The organism is Streptomyces sp. NPDC018019 (assembly GCF_044327805.1).
In the GTDB taxonomy this organism is placed as follows: domain Bacteria; phylum Actinomycetota; class Actinomycetes; order Streptomycetales; family Streptomycetaceae; genus Streptomyces.
Genome location: NZ_JBIRGD010000009.1, coordinates 1 through 20888 on the forward strand (window position 1 = coordinate 1; position 20888 = coordinate 20888).

A 20888-nucleotide genomic window follows, 5' to 3' on the forward strand; every position below is an offset into this window, starting at 1 on the left:
CGGGGGGCCGGCGCGGGCGCGGGGCCCGGGGGGGGGGGCGGGGGGCGCCCGCCCCCCCCCCCCCCCGCGGGGGGGGGGGGGGGCCGCGGGGGGGGGCCCCCCCCCCCCCCCGGCGCCCGTTCGTACAGGGGCCGGGGGCCGCCGGAAGCGGCCCGTACGCCCCTTGCGCGCCCTTCGGTGGCCGGTTCGGTACCTCTTTGTGCAAAGCCGTATCCGGTGCGTAAAGGTCGGGCGTAGGCTCGGGCATATGCGGAATGCGGTTTCGGCATCAGTACAGGACAGGCGCGCGACGGCGCGCCGGCCGGCGGACGGAGGGGCGCAATGACCGACACCGGCGCGGTGCTGCCCTGGCTGGTCATTCGCCAGGACGAGGGCGGCAACCGCTATCGCGTCGGCCGCTACGCCACCCGCGCGGAAGCGGAGCAGGTGGCCGACCGGCTCGACACCCGGAGGAACGGACGGCTCTACGTCGTCGAGCGGGTGGGGCACGCCGCCACCTGACGTGCGGGGGCGGCCGAGGGGGCACGTAGGCTGCCGCGCATGACGGACGTACGCGTGGTGGTGGGCGGAGCGGTGCTCGACGGGGGAAGGCTGCTGGCCGCGCGGCGCAGTGCCCCGGCCGCGCTGGCCGGCCGCTGGGAGCTGCCCGGCGGCAAGGTGGAGCCCGGCGAGACGCCCGAAGAGGCGCTGACGCGCGAGCTGCGCGAGGAGCTGGGGATCGAGGCGGAGCCGGTGGAGCGGATTCCGGGGGAGTGGGCGCTGCGCCCCGGTCTCGTGCTGTGGGTGTGGACGGCCCGGCTGGTGTCCGGTGTGCCCCGGCCCCTCCAGGACCATGACGCGCTGCGCTGGCTGGCCCCGGACCAGGAGTACGAGGTCGACTGGCTCGACCAGGACCGCCCGGCGGTCGCCGAGGCGATGCGGCGCCTCGGCCCCGCGTACGCGTCCGGCTCCTGAGCCGCGCCGGCTGCCCGGGGCGGGGCCCCACCACCACGGGAACGCGGCGCCCGCACCCGCACGCCGTCAGGCGTCCCCGGTCACCCTGGTACCTCACCGTTCCCTCGTACGGGCCGATCATCGGACCGGCGCGGGTCCCCCGTACGGGGCTGCCGTCATGGGGCGGCGCACCGGAGTGGTGCCGTGTCGCGGGAGGCGTGCGTGCCGTGCCCTTGTCCGCCTCAGTACGCCGTTTGTGCCACAGTGCGCTATTGAGGGCGATATTGAAGCGCTGATACCGGGTATGTGCTGTTTACCCCTCACCACGGACAATCCGGAGGGTGTTCGCACCGGGCTGGGAAGTGATCGGCGTGAGCGACAGCGCAGCGGCAGGGGTGCCCGAATCCGCGCCCTACGCGCCCCGGCGCGGCGTGATCTCCGGTTCCCCCCTCGCCGAATGGAGCTTCCCGGCCGAGCCCGGCTCCGTACGCACCGCCCGCGCCGTGGTCCGCGAAGCGCTCCGGGACTGGGGGCTGGAGCCCGCCGCCGACCTGACCGTCCTGCTCGTCAGCGAGCTGGTGACCAATTCGCTGCGGTACGCCAGCGGGCCCATCGGCGTGCGTATGGTCCTCCGGAGCGGGGGCGAGCTGCTCGTCGAGGTGTCCGACCCGGTGCCCGACCCGCCCCGGGAGCGGACCGCGGCCCCCGAGGACGAGGGCGGCCGGGGACTGCAACTGGTGGCGTGCACTTCGCGACGCTGGGGCACTCGTCACGGCAGGACGGGTAAAACAGTGTGGTTCGAGCTGTCTGTGGCGGGTTAGGAGTCTGGTGGCGGCCTGATCGTTGCCGTTTCATTGACATTCTGTGGACGGCCTGCGATCGAGACTGTGCTGTGATCGTGAAGACCGTGTTCCGGATAGCCGCGGTGCTGGATACTCGGCCTGTCCGGTCCGGGCACGATGAGCTGGAGGGGACGGGGCTCGTGAGCGAGAAGTCATCTGGCGGGGCAGGACCCGCGCAGTCGGCCGGACCGGGCGGTACGGACGGCCCGGCACGGCCGGCGGGGCCCGAAGGCCCGGACGGCCCGCCGATATGGCAGAGCAGCCCGCCCGGCTCCATCTACGACTACATCCACGTCGCCGCCTTCTCCCTCGGCCCCGACGGACGCATCGACCGGTGGAGCGAGCGCGCCGCCGAGATGCTCGGCATCCCCGCCCGGTATGCGGTCGGCAAGGACCCGGTGGCCGCCTTCGTCCCCGATGAGCTGCAGGAACAGGCCCGCCGTACGGTGTCGCAGATCCTCGACGGACGGGAGTGGACCGGCCTGGTCCCCTACCGCACGCGCGAGACGGACGAGGGCGCCGGGGACCGGGCGCGGCAGCGGCTCGCCGAGATCTACGTGATGCCGTCCGAGACCGCGGAGGGCGAGCGGGCCGCGGTCTGTCTGGTCGTCGACGTCCGCGCGCTGCGCGGCATCGAGACCGACCTCGCCGCCTCGCAGGCCGTTTTCGGCCAATCTCCCATGGGTTTTCTGCTGTTCGGTACGGATCTGCGCATCCGGCGCGTCAATGAGCGCTTCGCGACCGTCTTCGGCGGTCCCGCGGCCAAGTACCGCGGCGGCGGGCCGCACGACTTCCTGCCGCGTTCCGAGGCGGACCGGCTCCAGGCGGCGCTGCGGCGGGTGCTGGAGTCGGGCGAGCCGGTCACCGAGATGCAGCTCGTCGGTACGGTCCCGCCCGCCGCGTCCGCGTCCGTCTCCGCCCCGGACGGGACCGCGGTGGCCATCCCCGCCCCCACCGCTCCCGAGCCCCCCGCCCCCGCGGCCGGTGACGCCGACCGCCGCCGCTGGTCCGTCTCGCTGTACCGGCTGCACGGCGCCAGTGGCCGGCCCATCGGGGTCGCCGCCCTCGCCGCCGACGTGACGGGCCGGCGCCGGGCCGAGCGCGAGGCCGCCAGCGCCCGCCGCAACCTGGCCCTGCTCAACGAGGCCGGCGCCCGCATCGGCAACTCCCTCGACCTGGAGACCACCGCCCGCACCCTGCTCGACGTGGCCGTACCGCAGTTCTGCGATCTGGCCTCCGTGGACCTCTACCAAGGGCTGCTGGCCGGTGACGAGGCGCCGCCGGGGATGGCCGACGGCAGCGCCGAGCTGCGCCGGGTCGCCTTCGCCAGCGCCGTCTCGGACGCGCCGCTGGCCACCACGACCTGCGGTCTGCCCGAGGGCGAGTGCGGTCCGGTCGCGGTCGGTGCCGTCCACCGCTACCCGTTCAACTCCCCGTGCGCGGGCGCGCTCCGCACCGCCCAGGCGCAGATCATCCCGGGCCGGGAGGGCGAGGAGCGCGCCGAGCTGGGCGCGGTGGTGCACTCGACGCTCGCGGTGCCGATGGTCGCCCGCGACACGGTGGTCGGCCTGGTGCAGTTCTCCCGGACGAAGGGCAGCGAGCCGTTCGGCGAACGGGACACCGCGCTCGCCGTCGAACTGGCCGCGCGCGCCGCGGTCTGCATCGACAACGCCCGCCTGTACCGCCGGGAGCACGAGCGCGCTCTGATCCTCCAGCGCAGCCTGCTGCCCCCGGGCGACCCCGAGGCGGCCGGCCTGGACATCGCGTGCCGCTATCTGCCCGGGAACACCGCCACCGAGGTCGGCGGCGACTGGTTCGACGTCATCGAGCTGCCCGGCCACCGCACCGCGCTGGTCGTCGGCGACGTGATGGGGCGCGGGCTGCGGGCCGCCGTCGCGATGGGCGAGCTGCGGACGGCCGTACGGACGCTGGCGCTGCTCGACATGGAGCCGGCCGAGGTGCTGTCCGCGCTCGACGAGATCGCGCGCGGGCTCGGGGCGGCCGGCGGCGGCGCCCGTACGACCACGCGCGCCCCGCGCAGCCGCTCCGCCGCGCCCGCCGACGCGCCCGCGGGACCCGCCGCGGACGCGCCCCGGCCCGGCTCCGGCACCGCCGATCTGTCCGAGGTCTACCTCGCCACCTGCGTCTACGCCGTGTACGACCCGGTCACCCGGCGCTGTACGTTCGCCAACGCCGGGCACCTGCCGCCCATCCTGGTCGAGGAGGGCGAGGACGCGCTGCTGCTGGACGTGCCGCCCGGCATGCCGCTGGGCGTCGGCGGCGAGCCGTTCGAGGAGACCGAGGTCGAACTGCCCGACGGCGCGCTGCTCGCCCTGTACACGGACGGCCTGGTCGAGTCCCGCGACCACCCGCTGGACGAGGGCCTGAGCGCTTTCCGTACCGCCCTGTCCGAGGCCGGGCGCCCGCTGGAGGACGTCTGCGACCACGTACTGAGCGCGCTGGACACCCGGCACGGCGAGGACGACATCGCCCTGCTGATGGCGCGGGTGCACGGCCTGCCCAAGGACTCCGTCGGCGACTGGAACCTGGCCCCCGAGGCCCGCTCGGTGTCCCGCGCCCGTGAGCTGGCCAGGGACCAGCTCACGGACTGGGGCCTGGAGGCCCTGGTGGACACCACGGAGCTGCTCGTCAGCGAACTGGTCACCAACGCGCTGCGGCACGGCCACGGCGAGATCCGGCTGCGCCTGCTGCTGGACCGCACCCTGGTGTGCGAGGTCTGGGACGCGGACCTGGCCCAGCCCCGGCGCCGCCGGGCCCGGGACACCGACGAGGGCGGGCGGGGCCTGCAACTCGTCGGCCTGCTCAGCGCCGGCTGGGGCAGCCGCCGTACCCCCCGCGGCAAGACCGTCTGGTTCGAACTGCCCCTCCCGGACGGCGACACCGCGCTGCCCGACCCCGCGGACGCGCTGCTGAGCCTGTTCTGAGCCGGGGCGGGGCCGTCCCGGCGCTCCGGCGCCGGTCAGCTCTCGCAGCCGACGCCGTCACCGTCCCGGTCCAGGTGCCGCCCGTAGCCGGGCTCTCCCGCGTGGATGGGCGCGGCGCCCGCCGCCCGTACGGCCGCGCAGTTCTCGTACTGGACGTCCCCCGAGCCACCGCCGGAACCGGAGCCGCCGGATGCCGTGCCACCGGCCGGAGGTGGCGCCGCGGCGGTCACCGTCGCCCGCGCGGTCACCGTGGCCCGGGCCGTCTTCGTCACGGTCACGGTGGGTGTGGGGAGGGCGGCCTTCACCGGCGGCGCGGTGACCGTGACCGTGGGGCCCGGCGAGACCCGTCCCGCAGCCTGTACGGGCGAGCGGTCCGGGTCGGGCTGACCGCCGGCGCCGAGGGCCCCGGTGCAGCCGCCGAACAGGAAGCCCAGGGCGAGCAGCCCCCAGACCCGGCCGCGGCGGAACCACGGCCGGCGCACGGCTGGGGCGGAAGGGGAGGGGGAGGAGGATGAGCGGTCGTACGGATTGGTCACGGCGGTACCCCCGGGTGCGCGGGTAGCCGGTCGGGTGCCCAGTCGGTGGGGGGAGGCGGCGGAGCGGCCTGTGGAGCCCGTCGTCGGAGCGGGCCACCGGTTACCGAGTACGACGACGGTAGCGGCCCGGAAGGCGGGCCGTAACCCTTTGTGCGCACGGGAGTTGACGCCTGTCCCGCGCGCCGCGCCCGTCCTGTCGGTCAGGCCGTTCCCCTGCGCCGTCCGATCTTGTTCCCCAGCCACACCAGCGGGTCGTACTTGCGGTCGACCGCCCGTTCCTTCAGGGGGATCAGGGCGTTGTCGGTGATGCGGATGTGCTCCGGGCAGACCTCGGTGCAGCACTTGGTGATGTTGCAGTGGCCGAGGCCGTGGTTCTCCTGGGCGGTGCGCTTGCGGTCGAGACCGGCCTCGGGGGCGGCGTCCAGGGGGTGCATGTCGAGTTCCGCGATGCGCATCAGGAAGCGCGGCCCCGCGAAGGCGGTCTTGTTCTCCTCGTGGTCGCGGACGACGTGGCAGGTGTCCTGGCACAGGAAGCACTCGATGCACTTGCGGAACTCCTGCGAGCGGCCGACGTCCTCCTGCCGCATGCGGTACTCGCCCGGCGCCAGGCCGGGCGGCGGGACGAAGCCGGGGACCTCGCGGGCCTTGGCGTAGTTGAAGGAGACGTCGGTGACCAGGTCGCGGACGACCGGGAAGGCACGCATCGGGGTGACGGTGACCGTCTCGGCGCGCTCGAAGACGGACATCCGGGTCATGCACATCAGCCGCGGCCGCCCGTTGATCTCCGCGCTGCACGAGCCGCACTTGCCCGCCTTGCAGTTCCACCGTACGGCGAGGTCGGGCGCCTGGGTGGCCTGGAGCCGGTGGATGATGTCCAGGACCACCTCGCCGTCGTTGACCTCGACGCGGAAGTCCTCCAGGCCGCCACCGTCCGCGTCGCCCCGCCAGATCCTGAAGTGCGCCTTGTAGGCGTCGGACTGCGCGCTCACCGGCTCGTCTCCTCGTCGTCCGTCGTTCCGGCGGCCGGCGCCGGGCCGGTACCCGGCGCGGTGTCCGTGCCCGCCGTCAGTTCGTCGTCGGTCAGGTATTTCGCCAGCTCGTCCCGTTCGAACAGGTCCAGCAGATCGGGCCGGATGGGCGGGGTCTCACGGCGGGTGAGGCGGATCTGGCCGGTGGCCGGGTCCCGCGGGGGGAGTTCCGCGCCGTTCTCGGCCAGCGCGCAGACCAGGTTGATCCGGCGCCAGCGCCGGTCCATCTCCGGGTAGTCGTCCCGGGTGTGCCCGCCGCGGGACTCGGTGCGCTCCAGCGCCGCGCGCGCCACGCACTCGCTGACCAGCAGCATGTTGCGCAGATCGATGGCCAGGTGCCAGCCGGGGTTGTACTGCCGGTGGCCCTCGACCCCGGCCCGGCGGGCCCGGACCCGCAGGTCGGCGAGGCGCTCCAGGGCCTCCGCCATCTCGCTCTCCTTGCGGATGATGCCGACCAGGTCGTTCATCGCCTGCTGGAGTTCCTGATGGAGGGTGTACGGGTTCTCGGCGGGGCGTCCCGCGTGGTGCGCGTCGGGCCCCTCGGCGCTGAACGGGCGCAGCGCCTCCGCCTCCGCCGCGTCCAGCTGGAGCGGGTCGGCGGCGGGGCGTACGGAGCGGGCGCGCGCGTACTCGGCCGCGTACAGGCCCGCCCGGCGGCCGAAGACCAGCAGGTCGGACAGGGAGTTGCCGCCGAGCCGGTTGGAGCCGTGCATACCGCCGGCCACCTCGCCGGCGGCGAACAGGCCGGGCACGCCGGTGGCCGCCGCGGTGTCCGGATCGACGTCCACCCCGCCCATCACGTAGTGGCAGGTCGGCCCGACCTCCATCGCCTCGGCGGTGATGTCCACGTCCGCCAGCTCCTTGAACTGGTGGTGCATGGAGGGCAGCCGGCGCCGGATCTCCTCGGCCGGCATCCGGGTGGACACGTCGAGGAAGACCCCGCCGTGCGGGGAACCGCGGCCCGCCTTGACCTCGGCGTTGATGGCCCGGGCGACCTCGTCGCGGGGGAGCAGTTCGGGGGGACGGCGGTTGTGGTCCGGGTCGTCGTACCAGCGGTCGCCCTCGTCCTCGGACTGCGCGTACTTCTCCTTGAAGACGTCCGGGATGTAGTCGAACATGAAGCGTTTGCCGTCGCTGTTGCGCAGCACCCCGCCGTCGCCGCGGACGGATTCGGTGACGAGGATGCCCTTGACGGACGGCGGCCAGACCATGCCCGTCGGGTGGAACTGGACGAACTCCATGTTGATCAGCGGCGCCCCGGCGAGCAGCGCGAGCGCGTGCCCGTCACCGGTGTACTCCCAGGAGTTGGAGGTCACCTTGAAGGACTTGCCGATGCCCCCGGTGGCCAGCACCACGGACGGCGCCTGGAGGACGAAGAAGCGGCCGGACTCCCGCTCGTAGCAGAACGCGCCGGCCACCCGGTCCTCGTCCTTGAGGATGCGGGTGACGGTGCACTCCTGGAACACCTTCAGCCGCGCGTCGTACGAGCCCAGCTCCCGTTCGTCCGCCTGCTGGAGGGAGACGATCTTCTGCTGGAGGGTGCGGATCAGCTCCAGGCCCGTACGGTCGCCGACGTGCGCCAGACGCGGGTACTCGTGGCCGCCGAAGTTGCGCTGCGAGATCCGGCCGTCCGGGGTGCGGTCGAACAGCGCGCCCCAGGTCTCCAGCTCCCAGACCCGCTCCGGCGCCTCCCGGGCGTGCAGCTCCGCCATCCGCCAGTGGTTGAGGAACTTGCCGCCGCGCATGGTGTCGCGGAAGTGCACCTGCCAGTTGTCGCCCTCGTTGACGTTGCCCATGCTGGCCGCGATGCCGCCCTCGGCCATGACCGTGTGGGCCTTGCCGAACAGCGACTTGCAGATCACGGCCGTCCGCATGCCCTGTTCGCGGGCCTCGATGGCGGCGCGCAGCCCGGCGCCGCCCGCCCCCACCACGACGACGTCCCACTCCTGCCGGTCCAGCTGCGTCATCACAAGGCACCCTTCCTAGAAGAAGCGCGGGTCGTCGAAGACCCCGGTGGCGAGCAGGAAGACGTAGAAGTCGGCGGCGGCCACGCTGATCAGCGAGGCCCAGGCGAGCGCCGCGTGCCGTGCGTTCAGCTTGCCGACCCAGCCCCACAGGCGGTAGCGCACCGGGTGTTTGGAGAAGTGCCGCAGCCGGCCGCCGACGATGTGCCGGCAGGAGTGGCAGGAGAGCGTGTACGCCCAGATCAGCACGATGTTGACGAGGAAGACGAGGGTGCCCAGGCCCATGTGGCCCCACGCGTACCGCTCGTCGCGGAAGGTGAGCACGGTGTCGTAGGTGAGGATGCCCGCGACGAGCACCGCGAAGTAGAAGAAGTAGCGGTGGATGTTCTGGAGGATCAGCGGGAAGCGGGTCTCGCCGGTGTACTTCTTGTGCGGCTCGGCGACCGCGCAGGCCGGCGGGGAGGCCCAGAAGCCGCGGTAGTACGCCTTGCGGTAGTAGTAGCAGGTCAGCCGGAAGCCCAGCGGGAAGATCAGGATCAGCAGGGCGGGGGACAGGCCCCACCAGCCGCCGAAGATCTCCCAGTTGGGGCCGCCGCGCATCGGGTGGCAGTTCTCCGCCAGGCACGGCGAGTAGAACGGTGAGACGTAGGGCGCGGCGTAGTAGTCCGCGTTCGCGAACGCCCGCCACGTCGAGTAGACGACGAAGGCGAACAGGCCCGCGGCGGTCGTGGCCGGGTACAGCCACCAGCGGTCGGTGCGCAGGTGGCGGGCGGGGATCGCGGCGCGCGTGGGGGCGTGCACTCCGGCGCGGTACGGGCCGGACGCGCCTTTCGTGCCGCGTGCGTCGGTATGCGGTTGGGGTTCGGTGCCAGTGGCCAACGTCGGTCTCCGTGGACGGCAGTCTGGGGGTGGGACGGGTGGCGCTCAGCGGCGGTACGGGGCGTGCCTACGGTGCCCGGCGGCCGCGCGCGCCGAGCCCCTCGTCCTCCGCGTCGGCCCACAGCGCGGTGTCGTACGGCGCGTCCGGGATGGTCACCATCTCGGGGCCGGGTGCGGGGGCGAGGCCGCTGTGCGCGGCCCGTCCGGGGGCCGGGCCGGCGGCGCCCTCCCGCAGCAGTTGCAGGCTTTCGCGCAAATGATCCGTGTCGCTGCGCAGGCGGCGTATGTCGAGGCCGTCGCCGCACCGTTGCGCCAGCCGTCCGACCGACCGTTCCAGATCGTCCAGGTTGCGCTGAACAGCCGTCAGGTCGTCCTGGAGTGACATGACTTGCCCTCACCTCCGCGGGTGTGGTCGGCACCGTTCCGCGCGGCCCCGTTCCACGCGGCCCCGGGCACCGGCCCGGGTGCAGCGGCGTGCGCCTGCGAGTGTCGCGCGTCACAGTCGCGATTGGGAAGGGATCTGCCGGGATTGCGGAACCGGACCGGCGTGTTTCGGCGGGTGTGCGCCGTCGGGCCGTACCGGGGGGCGTGCTTTTGTACGGCGGCGCGTACGCCCGCGGGCGCCGGCCCGTACGCTCGCCCCGCCCACGTCCGGACGGCCCGGGCCGGAAGGCGTTCCGTACGAGGCCCCGCCCGGCCGGCACCGCCCGCCGGAGCGGAACCGGTTGGGCCGGGCGGGTGGCCTTCCCGGCCGTGGCCGACGTGTCGCCCGCCCGTACGGGGGCCGGTCGCCTTCAGTGGTGGAGCCATAGATGTGATGAGCCGCAAAGTCGGCCGAACGTGATCCGTGGCCCCGCGGCCCGCCGCGGTGGCCCGGCGCGGGCGAGCCCCGGAGGTAACCGTGATGACCCACCCCGTCAGCTCAGGCGGCGCGGCCTGCCGCAGGCGCCGCTGTGCCGCGCTCCTCGCTGCGGGAGTGCTGCTGCCGCTGCCGGTGCTGACCGGCTGCGGCGGGGGCGACGACGCCGAGGAGGCCGCGCCCGGCGCGCAGGACATCGCCGCCACCGCCCGCGACCGGGTGCGCCAGGGCGGCACGCTGCGCTGGGCGGTGGACGCGGTGCCCGGCACCCTGAACGCCTTCCAGCCGCGCGCGGACGCCGCCACACGGCGCGTCACCGACGCGGTGCTGCCCCGGCTGTTCACCCTGGACCGGCGCGGCCGGCCGCAGCGCAACCCGGACTACCTGGAAGCCGCCGACGTCACCGACCGCGAGCCCCGGCAGACCGTCGTCTACAAGATCAACCCGAAGGCCCGGTGGAGCGACGGGCGCGCCGTCGGCCCGGAGGACTTCGCGGCCCAGTGGAACGCGCTGCGCGGCAAGGACAACGCGTACTGGAGCGCGCGCAACGCCGGTTACGACCGCATCGACAAGGTCGAGCGGGGCGGTACCGCCCGGGAGGTCAAGGTCACCTTCGCCAAGCCGTACGCCGACTGGAAGTCGCTGTTCACGCCGCTGTACCCGAAGAGCGTGATGGGCGACGCGCGTGCCTTCAACGACGGCGCGCGCGAGCAGCTGAAGGAGACGGCCGGGCCCTTCGCGGTACAGGGCCGGGACACGAAGGAGGGCACCCTGACCCTCGTCCGCAACCCGCGGTGGTGGGGCGCGCCCGCCAAGCTGGACAAGGTCGTGCTGACGGCGGTGCCGCGCGAGAAGCGGGCCGCCGCGCTGGCCGCCGGGACGGTCGACCTGGCCGAGGTGGACCCGGCCGACGCCCGCCGGATCACCGCGGCGGGCCGGCCCGCGCCGTCCGGATCGGCGGGTGCCGGGTCCCGGGGCGCCGCGTCGCCGGGCGGCGGATCGTCCGGCGCGGGCTCGCCGGGCGCCGGCGGGCCGGGCGGGGCCTCGGAGGCCGGACGCGTCCAGGACGCCGAGCGCTCCCCGGCCGCGCGCGGCGACGACGCACCGCCGCGCCGCGCGGCCACCGCCGAGCAGGAGGCGCTGCGCCGCTACACCGTCCGCAAGGCCCTCGAACCCGCCTACACACAGCTCGCCCTCAACGGCAGCACGAACCCGCTCAACGACGACCGGGTGCGCCGCGCGGTGGCCCGCGCCATCGACCGGCAGAAGCTGGCGGACAGTGTGCTGAAGCCGCTCGGCCTGCCGAACCAGCCGCTCGGCAGCCATCTGCTGATGGCGGGCCAGCCCGGGTACGCGGACCACAGCGGCGCCCTCGGCGGCCCGGACACCGGGGCCGCGCGGGCGATGCTGGCGGACGCGGGCTGGCGGGCGCCGGGCGGCTCGGCCCAGCCGCAGCAGCCGGAGCGCAAGCCCGGCCAGGAACCGGAGAAGAAGGTGGACGCCGGCCAGCGCGACGGCAAGGCGGGGGACGTGGTCCGTGCCCGCGCCGTGCCGACCACGCCGCTGTCCGCGGCCGGCGTGGGGGCCGCCGACCTCCAGCGGTCCGCGCTGCTGCGGCAGAGCGCCGTCTTCTACAAGACCGTCGCCGCGGACCGGCGCAGCAAGGCCGCGGGCGACACCTCCGTCGCGGCGTACGCGGACTACCGGCGCTACGAGATGCTGGCGGCCGGCGCGCTGAGCGCCGCCGAGATGATCGAGGTGGCTCCGGAGCCCGGTGGCGGCCGGGCCCCCGCCGGACAGGCCGGACCGGGCCGGGCGGCCGACGGCAAGCCGGTCGGCGCGGACCTCCTGGCGTACGCCGGGGCGGACCCCGCCGCCCACGGCCCCGTCCCCGCCGTCAAGAAGGACGGCAAGCCGCTCGCGCTGCGCTTCGTGCTGCCGGACGGCCCCGGCTCCGAGCGGCTGCGCACGGTGGCCGACCGGATCTCCGGGATGCTGGCCCGGATCGGGGTGCAGACCGTCGTCCAGAAGGTGCCGGACTCCAGCTACTTCGAGGACCACATCGCGGCCGGCGACTTCGACCTGGCGCTCTACACCTGGCCCGCCTCCGCCTACCCGGCCACCGACGGCCGCCCGATCTACGCCAAGCCGCAGCCCGCGGCCGACGGCAGCCTGACCGTCGAGCAGAACTACACCCGGGTCGGCAGCGACCACATCGACCAGCTCTTCGACCAGGCGGTGGCCGAGCTGGACGAGGACGCCTCCCGCGAGCTGGTCGAACGGGCCGACGCCCGGATCTGGGCGGCGGCCGGCTCGGTGCCGCTCTACCAGCGCCCCGAGGTGGTCGCGGCGAAGAAGGACCTGGTCAACGCGGGGGCCTTCGGCTTCACGACGCCGCGCTACCAGGACATCGGCTACCGGAAGCGGTGACCGGCGGCCCCGGGCTCCCGGGGCGGGACGGCCGGCCGGCGCGGGGGACCGCCCGGCCGGCCGTCGGTGTACGGGGGGAGCGCGGGGCGTCCCACGGCCGGGGCCGGGCCGGTGACCGGTGCCCGGCGTCCGGCCGGCCGGGCGGTGGCCGGTGGGTGCCCAGCCGGTGCACGATCGCTGTTCGGATGTGCATCGCCGCAGGTCAGAGCTGGTCCGCGCGACCTGGGGCGGCCGACTCCGCGGCAGCCCCGTACCATGGGGTGAGGCCGTGGCGTCTTCATGCCCGGCAGGCACACGTACCGGACCGTACGTGCAGCCATCCACGATCCGGGAGAAGCGCCGCAGTATGCCCACGCGCCACGACATTCGTAACGTCGCCATCGTCGCCCACGTCGACCACGGCAAGACGACCCTCGTCGACGCCATGCTCAAGCAGGCCGGCTCGTTCGCCGCGCACGCCGCCGAGAACCTCGACGAACGCATGATGGACTCGAACGACCTGGAGCGTGAGAAAGGCATCACGATCCTCGCCAAGAACACGGCGGTGAAGTATCACCCCAAGGACGGCGGGGACCCGATCACCATCAACATCATCGACACCCCCGGCCACGCCGACTTCGGCGGTGAGGTCGAGCGCGGTCTGTCGATGGTGGACGCGGTGGTGCTGCTGGTGGACGCCTCCGAGGGCCCGCTGCCGCAGACCCGCTTCGTGCTGCGCAAGGCGCTGGCCGCGAAGATGCCGGTCATCCTGTGCATCAACAAGACCGACCGCCCGGACTCGCGCATCGCCGAGGTCGTCGACGAGACCTACGACCTGTTCCTGGACCTGGACGCGGACGAGGACCAGATCGAGTTCCCGATCGTCTACGCCTGCGCCCGCGACGGCGTCGCCTCGCTGACCAAGCCCGAGGACGGCACCGTCCCGCAGGACAGCGACAACCTGGAGCCGTTCTTCAGCACGCTGCTGGAGACCGTCCCGGCCCCCGAGTACGACGAGTCGGCCCCCCTCCAGGCCCACGTCACCAACCTCGACGCGGACAACTTCCTCGGCCGTATCGCGCTGCTCCGCGTCGAGCAGGGCGAGCTGCGCAAGGGCCAGACGGTCGCGTGGATGAAGCGCGACGGGTCGATCCAGAACGTGCGCATCACCGAGCTGATGATGACCGAGGCGCTGACCCGCAAGCCGGCCGAGGTGGCGGGCCCCGGTGACATCTGCGCCGTCGCCGGTATCCCCGACATCATGATCGGCGAGACGCTGGCCGACCCGGAGAACCCGGTCGCGCTGCCGCTGATCACGGTCGACGAGCCCGCGATCTCGATGACCATCGGCACCAACACCTCCCCGCTGGTCGGCCGCGGCGGCACCGGCAAGGGCGCGGACGCCAAGGCCGCGGTCAAGGACCGCAAGGTCACCGCCCGCCAGGTCAAGGACCGCCTGGACCGCGAGCTGATCGGCAACGTCTCGCTGCGCGTGCTGGACACCGAGCGCCCGGACGCCTGGGAGGTGCAGGGCCGCGGTGAGCTGGCGCTGGCCATCCTGGTCGAGCAGATGCGCCGTGAGGGCTTCGAGATGACCATCGGCAAACCGCAGGTGGTCACCAAGGAGGTCGACGGCAAGACCTACGAGCCGGTCGAGCGCATGACCATCGACGTGCCCGAGGAGCACATGGGCGCGGTCACCCAGCTCATGGGCGTCCGCAAGGGCCGGATGGACAACATGTCCAACCACGGCTCGGGCTGGGTCCGGATGGAGTTCGTCGTGCCGTCCCGCGGCCTGATCGGCTTCCGTACGGAGTTCCTGACCAACACCCGCGGTACGGGCATCGCGCACTCCATCCACGAGGGCCACGAGCCCTGGTTCGGCACGCTGACGACCCGTAACAACGGTTCGCTGGTCGCCGACCGGGCCGGCACGGTCACCGCCTTCGCGATGACCAACCTCCAGGAGCGCGGCGTGCTGTTCACCGAGCCGGGCACCGAGGTCTACGAGGGCATGATCGTCGGCGAGAACTCCCGCTCCGACGACATGGACGTGAACATCACCAAGGAGAAGAAGCTCACCAACATGCGCTCCTCCACGGCCGATGTCGCGGAGTCCATCGTGCCGCCGCGCAAGCTCTCCCTGGAGCAGTCGCTGGAGTTCTGCCGCGACGACGAGTGCGTCGAGGTCACCCCCGAGGCCGTCCGCATCCGCAAGGTCGTCCTCGACGCCCGCGAGCGGGCCCGTACGGCGTCGCGCGCCAAGCGCTGATCCGTCACACCGGGTGACGCCCGGTGCGCGAGCGGCGATTACGCTCCGAGAGCGCCCCACCGGATTCTCCGTCCGGTGGGGCGCTCTCCGTTTGCCGCGTCGGCGTGGTCATTAGCGTAGACGCGGGTAATGAGTCAACAGGTTTCGGGTTGCGATCCGGCCATGCTGAGTCCGAATTACGGACGAAGATCATGTTGCGCTGCGCCGACCGTCCGTTTCGTTACCGTCTGGATGGATTGGTTTGTCCGGATTCCGAACTTCCGGAAAACGGATGTGACCAAACCGAGACCCCTTACACGTGGTTTATGGGGCGAACGTGACTGAGACTGGGGTGCATTGAGCTCGGGTCAATGGGTCACGCGCTGTGGGGAGCGCCGACTCACGAGCAGCAGGGGCTGGTCGCTGGCTGTCAGGGGTGTCAGCTGCGGGCAGCTCCTTTCCATGAAGTGAATGGACTCATGAGGAGGCAGTCCCATGCGCGGTGCCAAGAGCGCCACCTGGGTCGCAGGGGCGATAGCCATCGCCCTGACGGCTACGGCTTGCGGCGGAAGCAGTGGCGGTTCGGGTGCTGAGGCCGGATTCATCCGGGCCAACTGGGGAGACCCGCAGAACCCGCTGGAGCCCGCGAACACCAATGAGGTGCTCGGCGGCAAGGTGCTGGATCAGATCTTCATGAATCTGAAGGAGTACGACCCGAAGACCGGTGAGGCCAAGGACGCCTCCGCCGAGTCCATCGAGAGCAAGGACGCCCAGAACTTCACCATCAAGCTGAAGAAGGGCCAGAAGTTCTCCGACGGCGAGCCGCTCACGGCCAAGTCGTTCGTGGACGCCTGGAACTACGCGGCGCTGTCCACCAACAAGCAGAAGAACGCCTACTTCTTCTCCGACATCGAGGGCTACGACAAGACCTCGCCGGAGAACGGCAAGCCGACCGCCCAGACGCTCTCGGGTCTGAAGGTCGTGGACGACACCACCTTCACCGTCAAGCTCAACAAGAAGTTCTCGACCTGGCCGGTCCGCCTGGGCTACAAGGCGTTCGCGCCGCTGCCCAAGCTGTTCTTCGACAAGCACGAGGAATACCTGAAGAAGCCGGTCGGCAACGGCCCGTACGCCGTGGAGTCGTACGAGCGCGGCAAGCTGATGAAGCTGGTCCCGAACAAGTACTACACCGGGCAGCACAAGCCGAAGAACAAGGGCGTGCTGCTCCAGGTCTTCACCGACTCCAACGCCGCGTACGCCGCCCTCCAGGCCGGCAACCTCGATGTCAACGACGACATCCCGGCGGAGCAGATCAAGAACGCCAAGAACGACCTCAAGGGCAACTACCTCACCCAGCCCGCGGGTCTCTACCAGGCCGTCACCTTCCCGTTCTACAAGCCCGAGTGGAACAAGCCGGGCATGGAGAAGGTCCGCCGCGGTATCTCCATGGCGATCGACCGCAAGAGCATCACGGAGAAGATCTACAACGGCACCCGTACGCCGATGAACGACCTCACCTCCCCGGTGCTCGGCGAGGCCAACGGCTATGACAAGAACATGTGCGGCGACCTCTGCACGTACAACCCGACCGAGGCCAAGAAGCTCATCCAAGAGGGCGGCGGCATCCCCGGCGGCAAGCTGACCATCAGCTACAACGCCGACAAGGACTCCCACAAGCAGTGGGCGGACGCGGCCTGCAACAGCATCAACAAGGTCCTCGGCGACGACAAGGCGTGCGTGGGCAACCCGGTCGGTACCTTCGGTGACTTCCGCAACCAGATCACCAAGGGCGAGATGAACGGGCCGTTCCGCGCCGGCTGGCAGATGGACTACCCGCACATCGAGAACTTCCTCACCCCGCTGTACAAGACCGGGTCCAGCTCCAACGACGGCAAGTGGAGCAACGAGGAATTCGACAAGCTGATGGACCAGGCCGCCGCCGAGCCGGACATCAAGAAGGCCACCGAGATCTACAAGCAGGCCGAGAAGCTGGTCGTCCAGGACGCGGTGAACATCCCGCTCTTCTACCAGAACGGCACCGTCGGCTGGTCGGACAAGGTCTCCGACGTCGCGCTCAACCCGTTCAGCTTCCCCGTCTTCAGCGACATCACCGTCAAGAGCTGATCCGACGCGGCCGCCCCTGAGCGGGGCGCGCAGAACATAACCGCTTACGGCGGCAGGGGACAGTCGGTACCCGTGCGCATCGGGTCCGGCTGTTCCCGCGTCGGCGCTTTCCTGGAGGACACATGGGGCGCTACGTCATACGACGACTGCTCCAGATGGTGCCCGTCTTCATCGGCACCACTTTCCTGATCTTCGTCATGGTCTACGCGATCGGCGACCCCGTCGCCGCCATGTTCGGAGACCGGACACCGGACCCGGCCACCGCCGCGCAGATCCGGGAGTCCCTGCACCTCAACGACCCGTTGTGGAGCCAGTACCTGCAATACATGGCCGGGATCTTCCAGGGCGACTTCGGTACGTCCTTCAACGGCACCCCGGTCGTGGAACTGATGGGCAACGCCTTCCCGAACACCATCAGGCTGACGCTGGTGGCCTTCGTCATCGAGCTGGTGGTCGGCCTGACGCTGGGCGTCGTCGCCGGTCTGCGCCGCGGCCGGACCGTGGACACCGGCGTGCTGGTCTTCACGCTGCTGGTGATCTCGATCCCCACCTTCGTCACCGGCTACGTGCTGCAGTACTTCGTCGGCGTGAAGCTCGCCTGGGCCGCCCCGGCGGTCTCCATCGACGCCACCCTGGACGAACTGCTGCTGCCCGGCATCGTGCTGGCGGGTGTCTCGCTGGCCTACGTGTCCCGGCTCACCCGTACCTCGATCGCGGAGAACCTGCGCTCGGACTACATCCGCACCGCCACCGCCAAGGGTCTGCCGCGCCGCCGGGTGGTCACCGTCCACCTGCTGCGCAACTCGCTGATCCCCGTCGTCACCTTCCTCGGCACCGACATCGGCGGCCTGATGGCCGGCGCGGTCGTCACCGAGCGGATCTTCAACATCCAGGGCGTCGGCTACCAGCTCTACCAGGGCATCCTGCGGCAGAACTCGCCGACGGTGGTGGGCTTCGTGACCATCCTCGTGGTCGTCTTCCTCGCCGCCAACCTGCTCGTCGACCTGCTTTACGCGGTCCTGGACCCGAGGATCCGTTATGCCTGACACCGACACCTCCGTGCACACCCAGGCCCCCGTGGACGCGGCCGCTGTCGTCGGCGTGGAGCTGAAGGCGGACAAACCCCGCAGCCTGTGGGGCGACGCCTGGCGCGACCTGCGGCGCAACCCCATCTTCTACATCTCCGCGGTGCTGATCCTCTTCCTGGTCGTCATCTCGATCTGGCCGAGCCTGCTGACCAGCACCAGCCCGTACGCCTGTGACATCACCCGGTCCAAGCAGGGCGCGAGCGACGGCCACCCCTTCGGCTTCAACGCCCAGGGCTGCGACGTCTACGCCCGCACCGTCTACGGCGCCCGGGCCTCGGTCGTCGTCGGTGTCTGCACCACCCTGCTCGCCGCCGCGTTCGGCTGCGTCATGGGCGGTCTGGCCGGCTTCTTCGGCGGCTGGTGGGACTCGATCCTCTCCCGGATCGGCGACATCTTCTTCGGCATCCCGATCCTGCTGGGCGGCATCGTCTTCCTGTCCGTCATCAAGGGCGGCTCGCTCTTCACCGTCGTGCTGCTGATGGCGATCCTGGGCTGGCCGCAGATCGCGCGTATCGCGCGCGGCGCGGTGATCACCGCCAAGCAGCAGGACTACGTGCAGGCGGCGCGGGCCCTGGGCGCGAGCACCTCGCGGATGCTGCTGCGGCACATCACCCCGAACGCCCTGGCGCCGGTGATCGTCGTGGCCACCATCGCGCTCGGTACCTATGTCTCCCTGGAGGCCACGCTGTCGTTCCTGGGCGTCGGCCTCAAGCCGCCGACGGTCTCCTGGGGCATCGACATCTCCACCGCCGCCACGGATGTGCGCAACGCGCCGCACATGCTGCTCTACCCGGCGGGCGCCCTGAGCATCACCGTGCTGGCGTTCATCATGCTCGGCGACGCGGTGCGCGACGCCCTCGACCCCAAGCTGCGCTGAGGGAGGCGTACGTGACCACCATCTCCAAAACCGCGGACGTTCCCGCACAGCGGTCCGGGGACCAGAGCGGCGAACCGCTGCTCCAGGTCCGCGACCTGCACGTGGAATTCCACACCCGCGACGGTGTCGTCAAGGCCGTCAACGGCGTCAACTACAGCGTCAGCGCGGGCGAGACGCTCGCCGTGCTCGGTGAGTCCGGGTCCGGCAAGTCCGTCACGGCCCAGGCCATCATGGGCATCCTCGACATGCCGCCGGCCAAGATCCCGCAGGGGGAGATCCTCTTCCGCGGGCAGGACATGCTGAAGATGTCCGGCGAGCAGCGCCGCAAGATCCGCGGCGCCAAGATCGCCATGATCTTCCAGGACGCGCTGTCCTCCCTCAACCCGGTGCTCAGCGTGGGCTACCAGCTCGGCGAGATGTTCCGGGTCCACCAGGGCCTGAGCAAGAAGGACGCCAAGGCCAAGTCCGTCGAGCTGATGGACCGGGTGAAGATCCCGGCCGCCGCGAAGCGGGTGGGCGACTACCCCCACCAGTTCTCCGGCGGTATGCGCCAGCGCATCATGATCGCGATGGCGCTGGCCCTGGAGCCGGACCTGATCATCGCGGACGAGCCCACCACCGCCCTGGACGTGACCGTCCAGGCGCAGGTCATGGACCTGCTCGCGGAGCTCCAGCGCGAGTACCACATGGGTCTGATCCTGATCACCCACGACCTGGGCGTGGTCGCCGACGTCGCCGACAAGATCGCGGTGATGTACGCGGGCCGGATCGTCGAGCACGCTCCCGTGCACGAGCTCTACAAGAGCCCCGCGCACCCGTACACCCGCGGTCTGCTCGACTCCATCCCGCGCCTGGACCAGAAGGGCCAGGAGCTGTACGCGATCAAGGGCCTGCCGCCCAACCTGCTCAACATCCCGCCGGGTTGCGCGTTCAACCCGCGCTGCCCGAAGGCGCAGGACATCTGCCGTACGGAGGTGCCGGCACTGCACACCGTCACCGACGCCCGCGGCAGCGCGTGCCACTTCTGGGAGGAAACGATCAATGGCTGAGCCGAAGAAGGACGCGCGGCGCGAGCCCATCCTCGAAGTCCGCAACCTGGTCAAGCACTTCCCGCTCACCCAGGGCATCCTGTTCAAGAAGCAGGTCGGCGCGGTCAAGGCCGTGGACGGCATCTCCTTCGAGCTGTACCAGGGCGAGACGCTCGGCATCGTCGGCGAGTCCGGCTGCGGCAAGTCCACCGTCGCCAAGCTGCTGATGAACCTGGAACGGGCGACGTCCGGCGAGGTCTTCTACAAGGGCGAGGACATCACCCGGCTGTCGGGGCGCGCGCTGAAGGCGGTGCGCCGCAACATCCAGATGGTCTTCCAGGACCCGTACACCTCGCTCAACCCGCGTATGACGGTCGGCGACATCATCGGCGAGCCCTTCGACATCCACCCCGAGGTGGCCCCCAAGGGCGACCGGCGCCGCAAGGTGCAGGAACTCCTCGACGTCGTCGGCCTCAACCCCGAGTACCTCAACCGCTATCCGCACCAGTTCTCCGGCGGCCAGCGCCAGCGCATCGGCATCGCCCGCGGCCTCGCGCTCAACCCGGAGATCATCATCTGCGACGAGCCGGTCTCGGCGCTGGACGTGTCGGTCCAGGCACAGGTCATCAACCTGATGGAGAAGCTCCAGGACGAGTTCAACCTCTCCTACCTCTTCATCGCGCACGACCTGTCCATCGTCCGGCACATCTCCGACCGGGTCGGGGTCATGTACCTCGGCAAGATGGCGGAGATCGGCACCGACGAGCAGATCTACGAGCACCCGACCCACCCGTACACGCAGGCGCTGCTCTCGGCGGTCCCCGTCCCGGACCCCGAGGCGCGCGAGGGGCGCGAGCGGATCATCCTGACCGGCGACGTGCCGTCCCCGGCCAACCCGCCGTCCGGCTGCCGCTTCCGCACCCGCTGCTGGAAGGCGCAGGACAAGTGCGCCGAAGAGGTGCCGCTGCTCGCCGTCCCGGAGCGCTTCGCGTCCTCGGACAGCCTGGCGGCACACGAGTCCGCCTGCCACTTCGCGGAGGAGAAGGACGTGGTCGGCGCGGCCTGAGCCGGCCCGTACCCGTACGCGGGGGCGCCCGGAGCTCCGTGCTCCGCGCGCCCCCGTAC

16 protein-coding genes are annotated in these 20888 nt (G+C 71.6%); 11 read left to right on the forward strand and 5 right to left on the reverse strand.

Features of this window, described 5'->3' with window-relative positions:
• Positions 1–321 precede the first annotated feature (321 nt).
• The 4 genes from ACH4FX_RS16765 to ACH4FX_RS16780 all read left to right on the forward strand — a co-directional run bounded on the left by ACH4FX_RS16765 (position 322) and on the right by ACH4FX_RS16780 (position 4720).
• A complete protein-coding gene (locus tag ACH4FX_RS16765; RefSeq protein WP_398479511.1) occupies positions 322–501 on the forward strand; it encodes an SPOR domain-containing protein in 180 nt (59 codons plus the stop codon).
• 39 nt (positions 502–540) lie between these two features.
• On the forward strand, positions 541–954 hold the full coding sequence (locus tag ACH4FX_RS16770; protein ID WP_398479513.1) for a (deoxy)nucleoside triphosphate pyrophosphohydrolase: 414 nt from the start codon (positions 541–543) through the stop codon (positions 952–954).
• 374 nt (positions 955–1328) lie between these two features.
• On the forward strand, positions 1329–1754 hold the full coding sequence (locus tag ACH4FX_RS16775; protein WP_398479975.1) for an ATP-binding protein: 426 nt from the start codon (positions 1329–1331) through the stop codon (positions 1752–1754).
• A 161-nt stretch (positions 1755–1915) separates the two neighbouring features.
• Positions 1916–4720 (forward strand): SpoIIE family protein phosphatase, encoded by a 2805-nt coding sequence (locus ACH4FX_RS16780; protein ID WP_398479515.1) that lies wholly within the window; start codon positions 1916–1918, stop codon positions 4718–4720.
• A 35-nt stretch (positions 4721–4755) separates the two neighbouring features.
• Here ACH4FX_RS16780 and ACH4FX_RS16785 read toward each other — a convergent pair whose 3' ends face one another.
• The 5 genes from ACH4FX_RS16785 to ACH4FX_RS16805 all read right to left on the reverse strand — a co-directional run bounded on the left by ACH4FX_RS16785 (position 4756) and on the right by ACH4FX_RS16805 (position 9512).
• The gene (locus ACH4FX_RS16785; protein ID WP_398479517.1) at positions 4756–5256 is read right to left on the reverse strand and encodes an excalibur calcium-binding domain-containing protein; all 501 of its coding nucleotides are present in this window, start codon (positions 5254–5256) and stop codon (positions 4756–4758) included.
• Between the two features lie 200 nt (positions 5257–5456).
• Positions 5457–6245, reverse strand: a complete 789-nt coding sequence (locus ACH4FX_RS16790) for a succinate dehydrogenase/fumarate reductase iron-sulfur subunit (RefSeq protein ID WP_398479519.1) — start codon at positions 6243–6245, stop codon at positions 5457–5459.
• Positions 6242–8251 carry a fumarate reductase/succinate dehydrogenase flavoprotein subunit gene (locus ACH4FX_RS16795; RefSeq protein ID WP_398479521.1) on the reverse strand — a complete coding sequence of 670 codons (2010 nt, stop codon included), beginning with the start codon at positions 8249–8251 and terminating at the stop codon, positions 6242–6244. Before ACH4FX_RS16795 ends, ACH4FX_RS16790 begins: the two co-directional genes overlap by 4 nt.
• Before the next feature lie 15 nt (positions 8252–8266).
• Positions 8267–9127 carry a hypothetical protein gene (locus ACH4FX_RS16800; RefSeq protein ID WP_398479523.1) on the reverse strand — a complete coding sequence of 287 codons (861 nt, stop codon included), beginning with the start codon at positions 9125–9127 and terminating at the stop codon, positions 8267–8269.
• 67 nt (positions 9128–9194) lie between these two features.
• Positions 9195–9512, reverse strand: a complete 318-nt coding sequence (locus ACH4FX_RS16805) for a hypothetical protein (protein WP_398479525.1) — start codon at positions 9510–9512, stop codon at positions 9195–9197.
• A 519-nt stretch (positions 9513–10031) separates the two neighbouring features.
• Here ACH4FX_RS16805 and ACH4FX_RS16810 point away from each other — a divergent pair.
• The 7 genes from ACH4FX_RS16810 to ACH4FX_RS16840 all read left to right on the forward strand — a co-directional run bounded on the left by ACH4FX_RS16810 (position 10032) and on the right by ACH4FX_RS16840 (position 20829).
• The gene (locus ACH4FX_RS16810) at positions 10032–12416 is read left to right on the forward strand and encodes an ABC transporter family substrate-binding protein (RefSeq protein ID WP_398479527.1); all 2385 of its coding nucleotides are present in this window, start codon (positions 10032–10034) and stop codon (positions 12414–12416) included.
• A 346-nt stretch (positions 12417–12762) separates the two neighbouring features.
• Positions 12763–14667 (forward strand): translational GTPase TypA, encoded by a 1905-nt coding sequence (typA, locus tag ACH4FX_RS16815; RefSeq protein ID WP_398479529.1) that lies wholly within the window; start codon positions 12763–12765, stop codon positions 14665–14667.
• A 474-nt stretch (positions 14668–15141) separates the two neighbouring features.
• Positions 15142–16770, forward strand: coding sequence for an ABC transporter substrate-binding protein (locus ACH4FX_RS16820; RefSeq protein ID WP_398479531.1), 1629 nt, complete (start codon positions 15142–15144; stop codon positions 16768–16770).
• 122 nt (positions 16771–16892) lie between these two features.
• The gene (locus tag ACH4FX_RS16825) at positions 16893–17816 is read left to right on the forward strand and encodes an ABC transporter permease (protein WP_398479533.1); all 924 of its coding nucleotides are present in this window, start codon (positions 16893–16895) and stop codon (positions 17814–17816) included.
• Complete coding sequence (locus tag ACH4FX_RS16830; protein ID WP_398479535.1) at positions 17809–18735, forward strand: ABC transporter permease; 927 nt, start codon at positions 17809–17811, stop codon at positions 18733–18735. The genes ACH4FX_RS16825 and ACH4FX_RS16830 overlap by 8 nt, the downstream gene beginning before the upstream one ends.
• A gap of 11 nt (positions 18736–18746) precedes the next feature.
• Positions 18747–19784, forward strand: coding sequence for an ABC transporter ATP-binding protein (locus tag ACH4FX_RS16835; protein ID WP_398479537.1), 1038 nt, complete (start codon positions 18747–18749; stop codon positions 19782–19784).
• Entirely contained in the window at positions 19777–20829 is a 1053-nt protein-coding gene (locus tag ACH4FX_RS16840; protein ID WP_398479539.1) for an ABC transporter ATP-binding protein, read from the forward strand. The genes ACH4FX_RS16835 and ACH4FX_RS16840 overlap by 8 nt, the downstream gene beginning before the upstream one ends.
• Positions 20830–20888 lie beyond the last annotated feature (59 nt).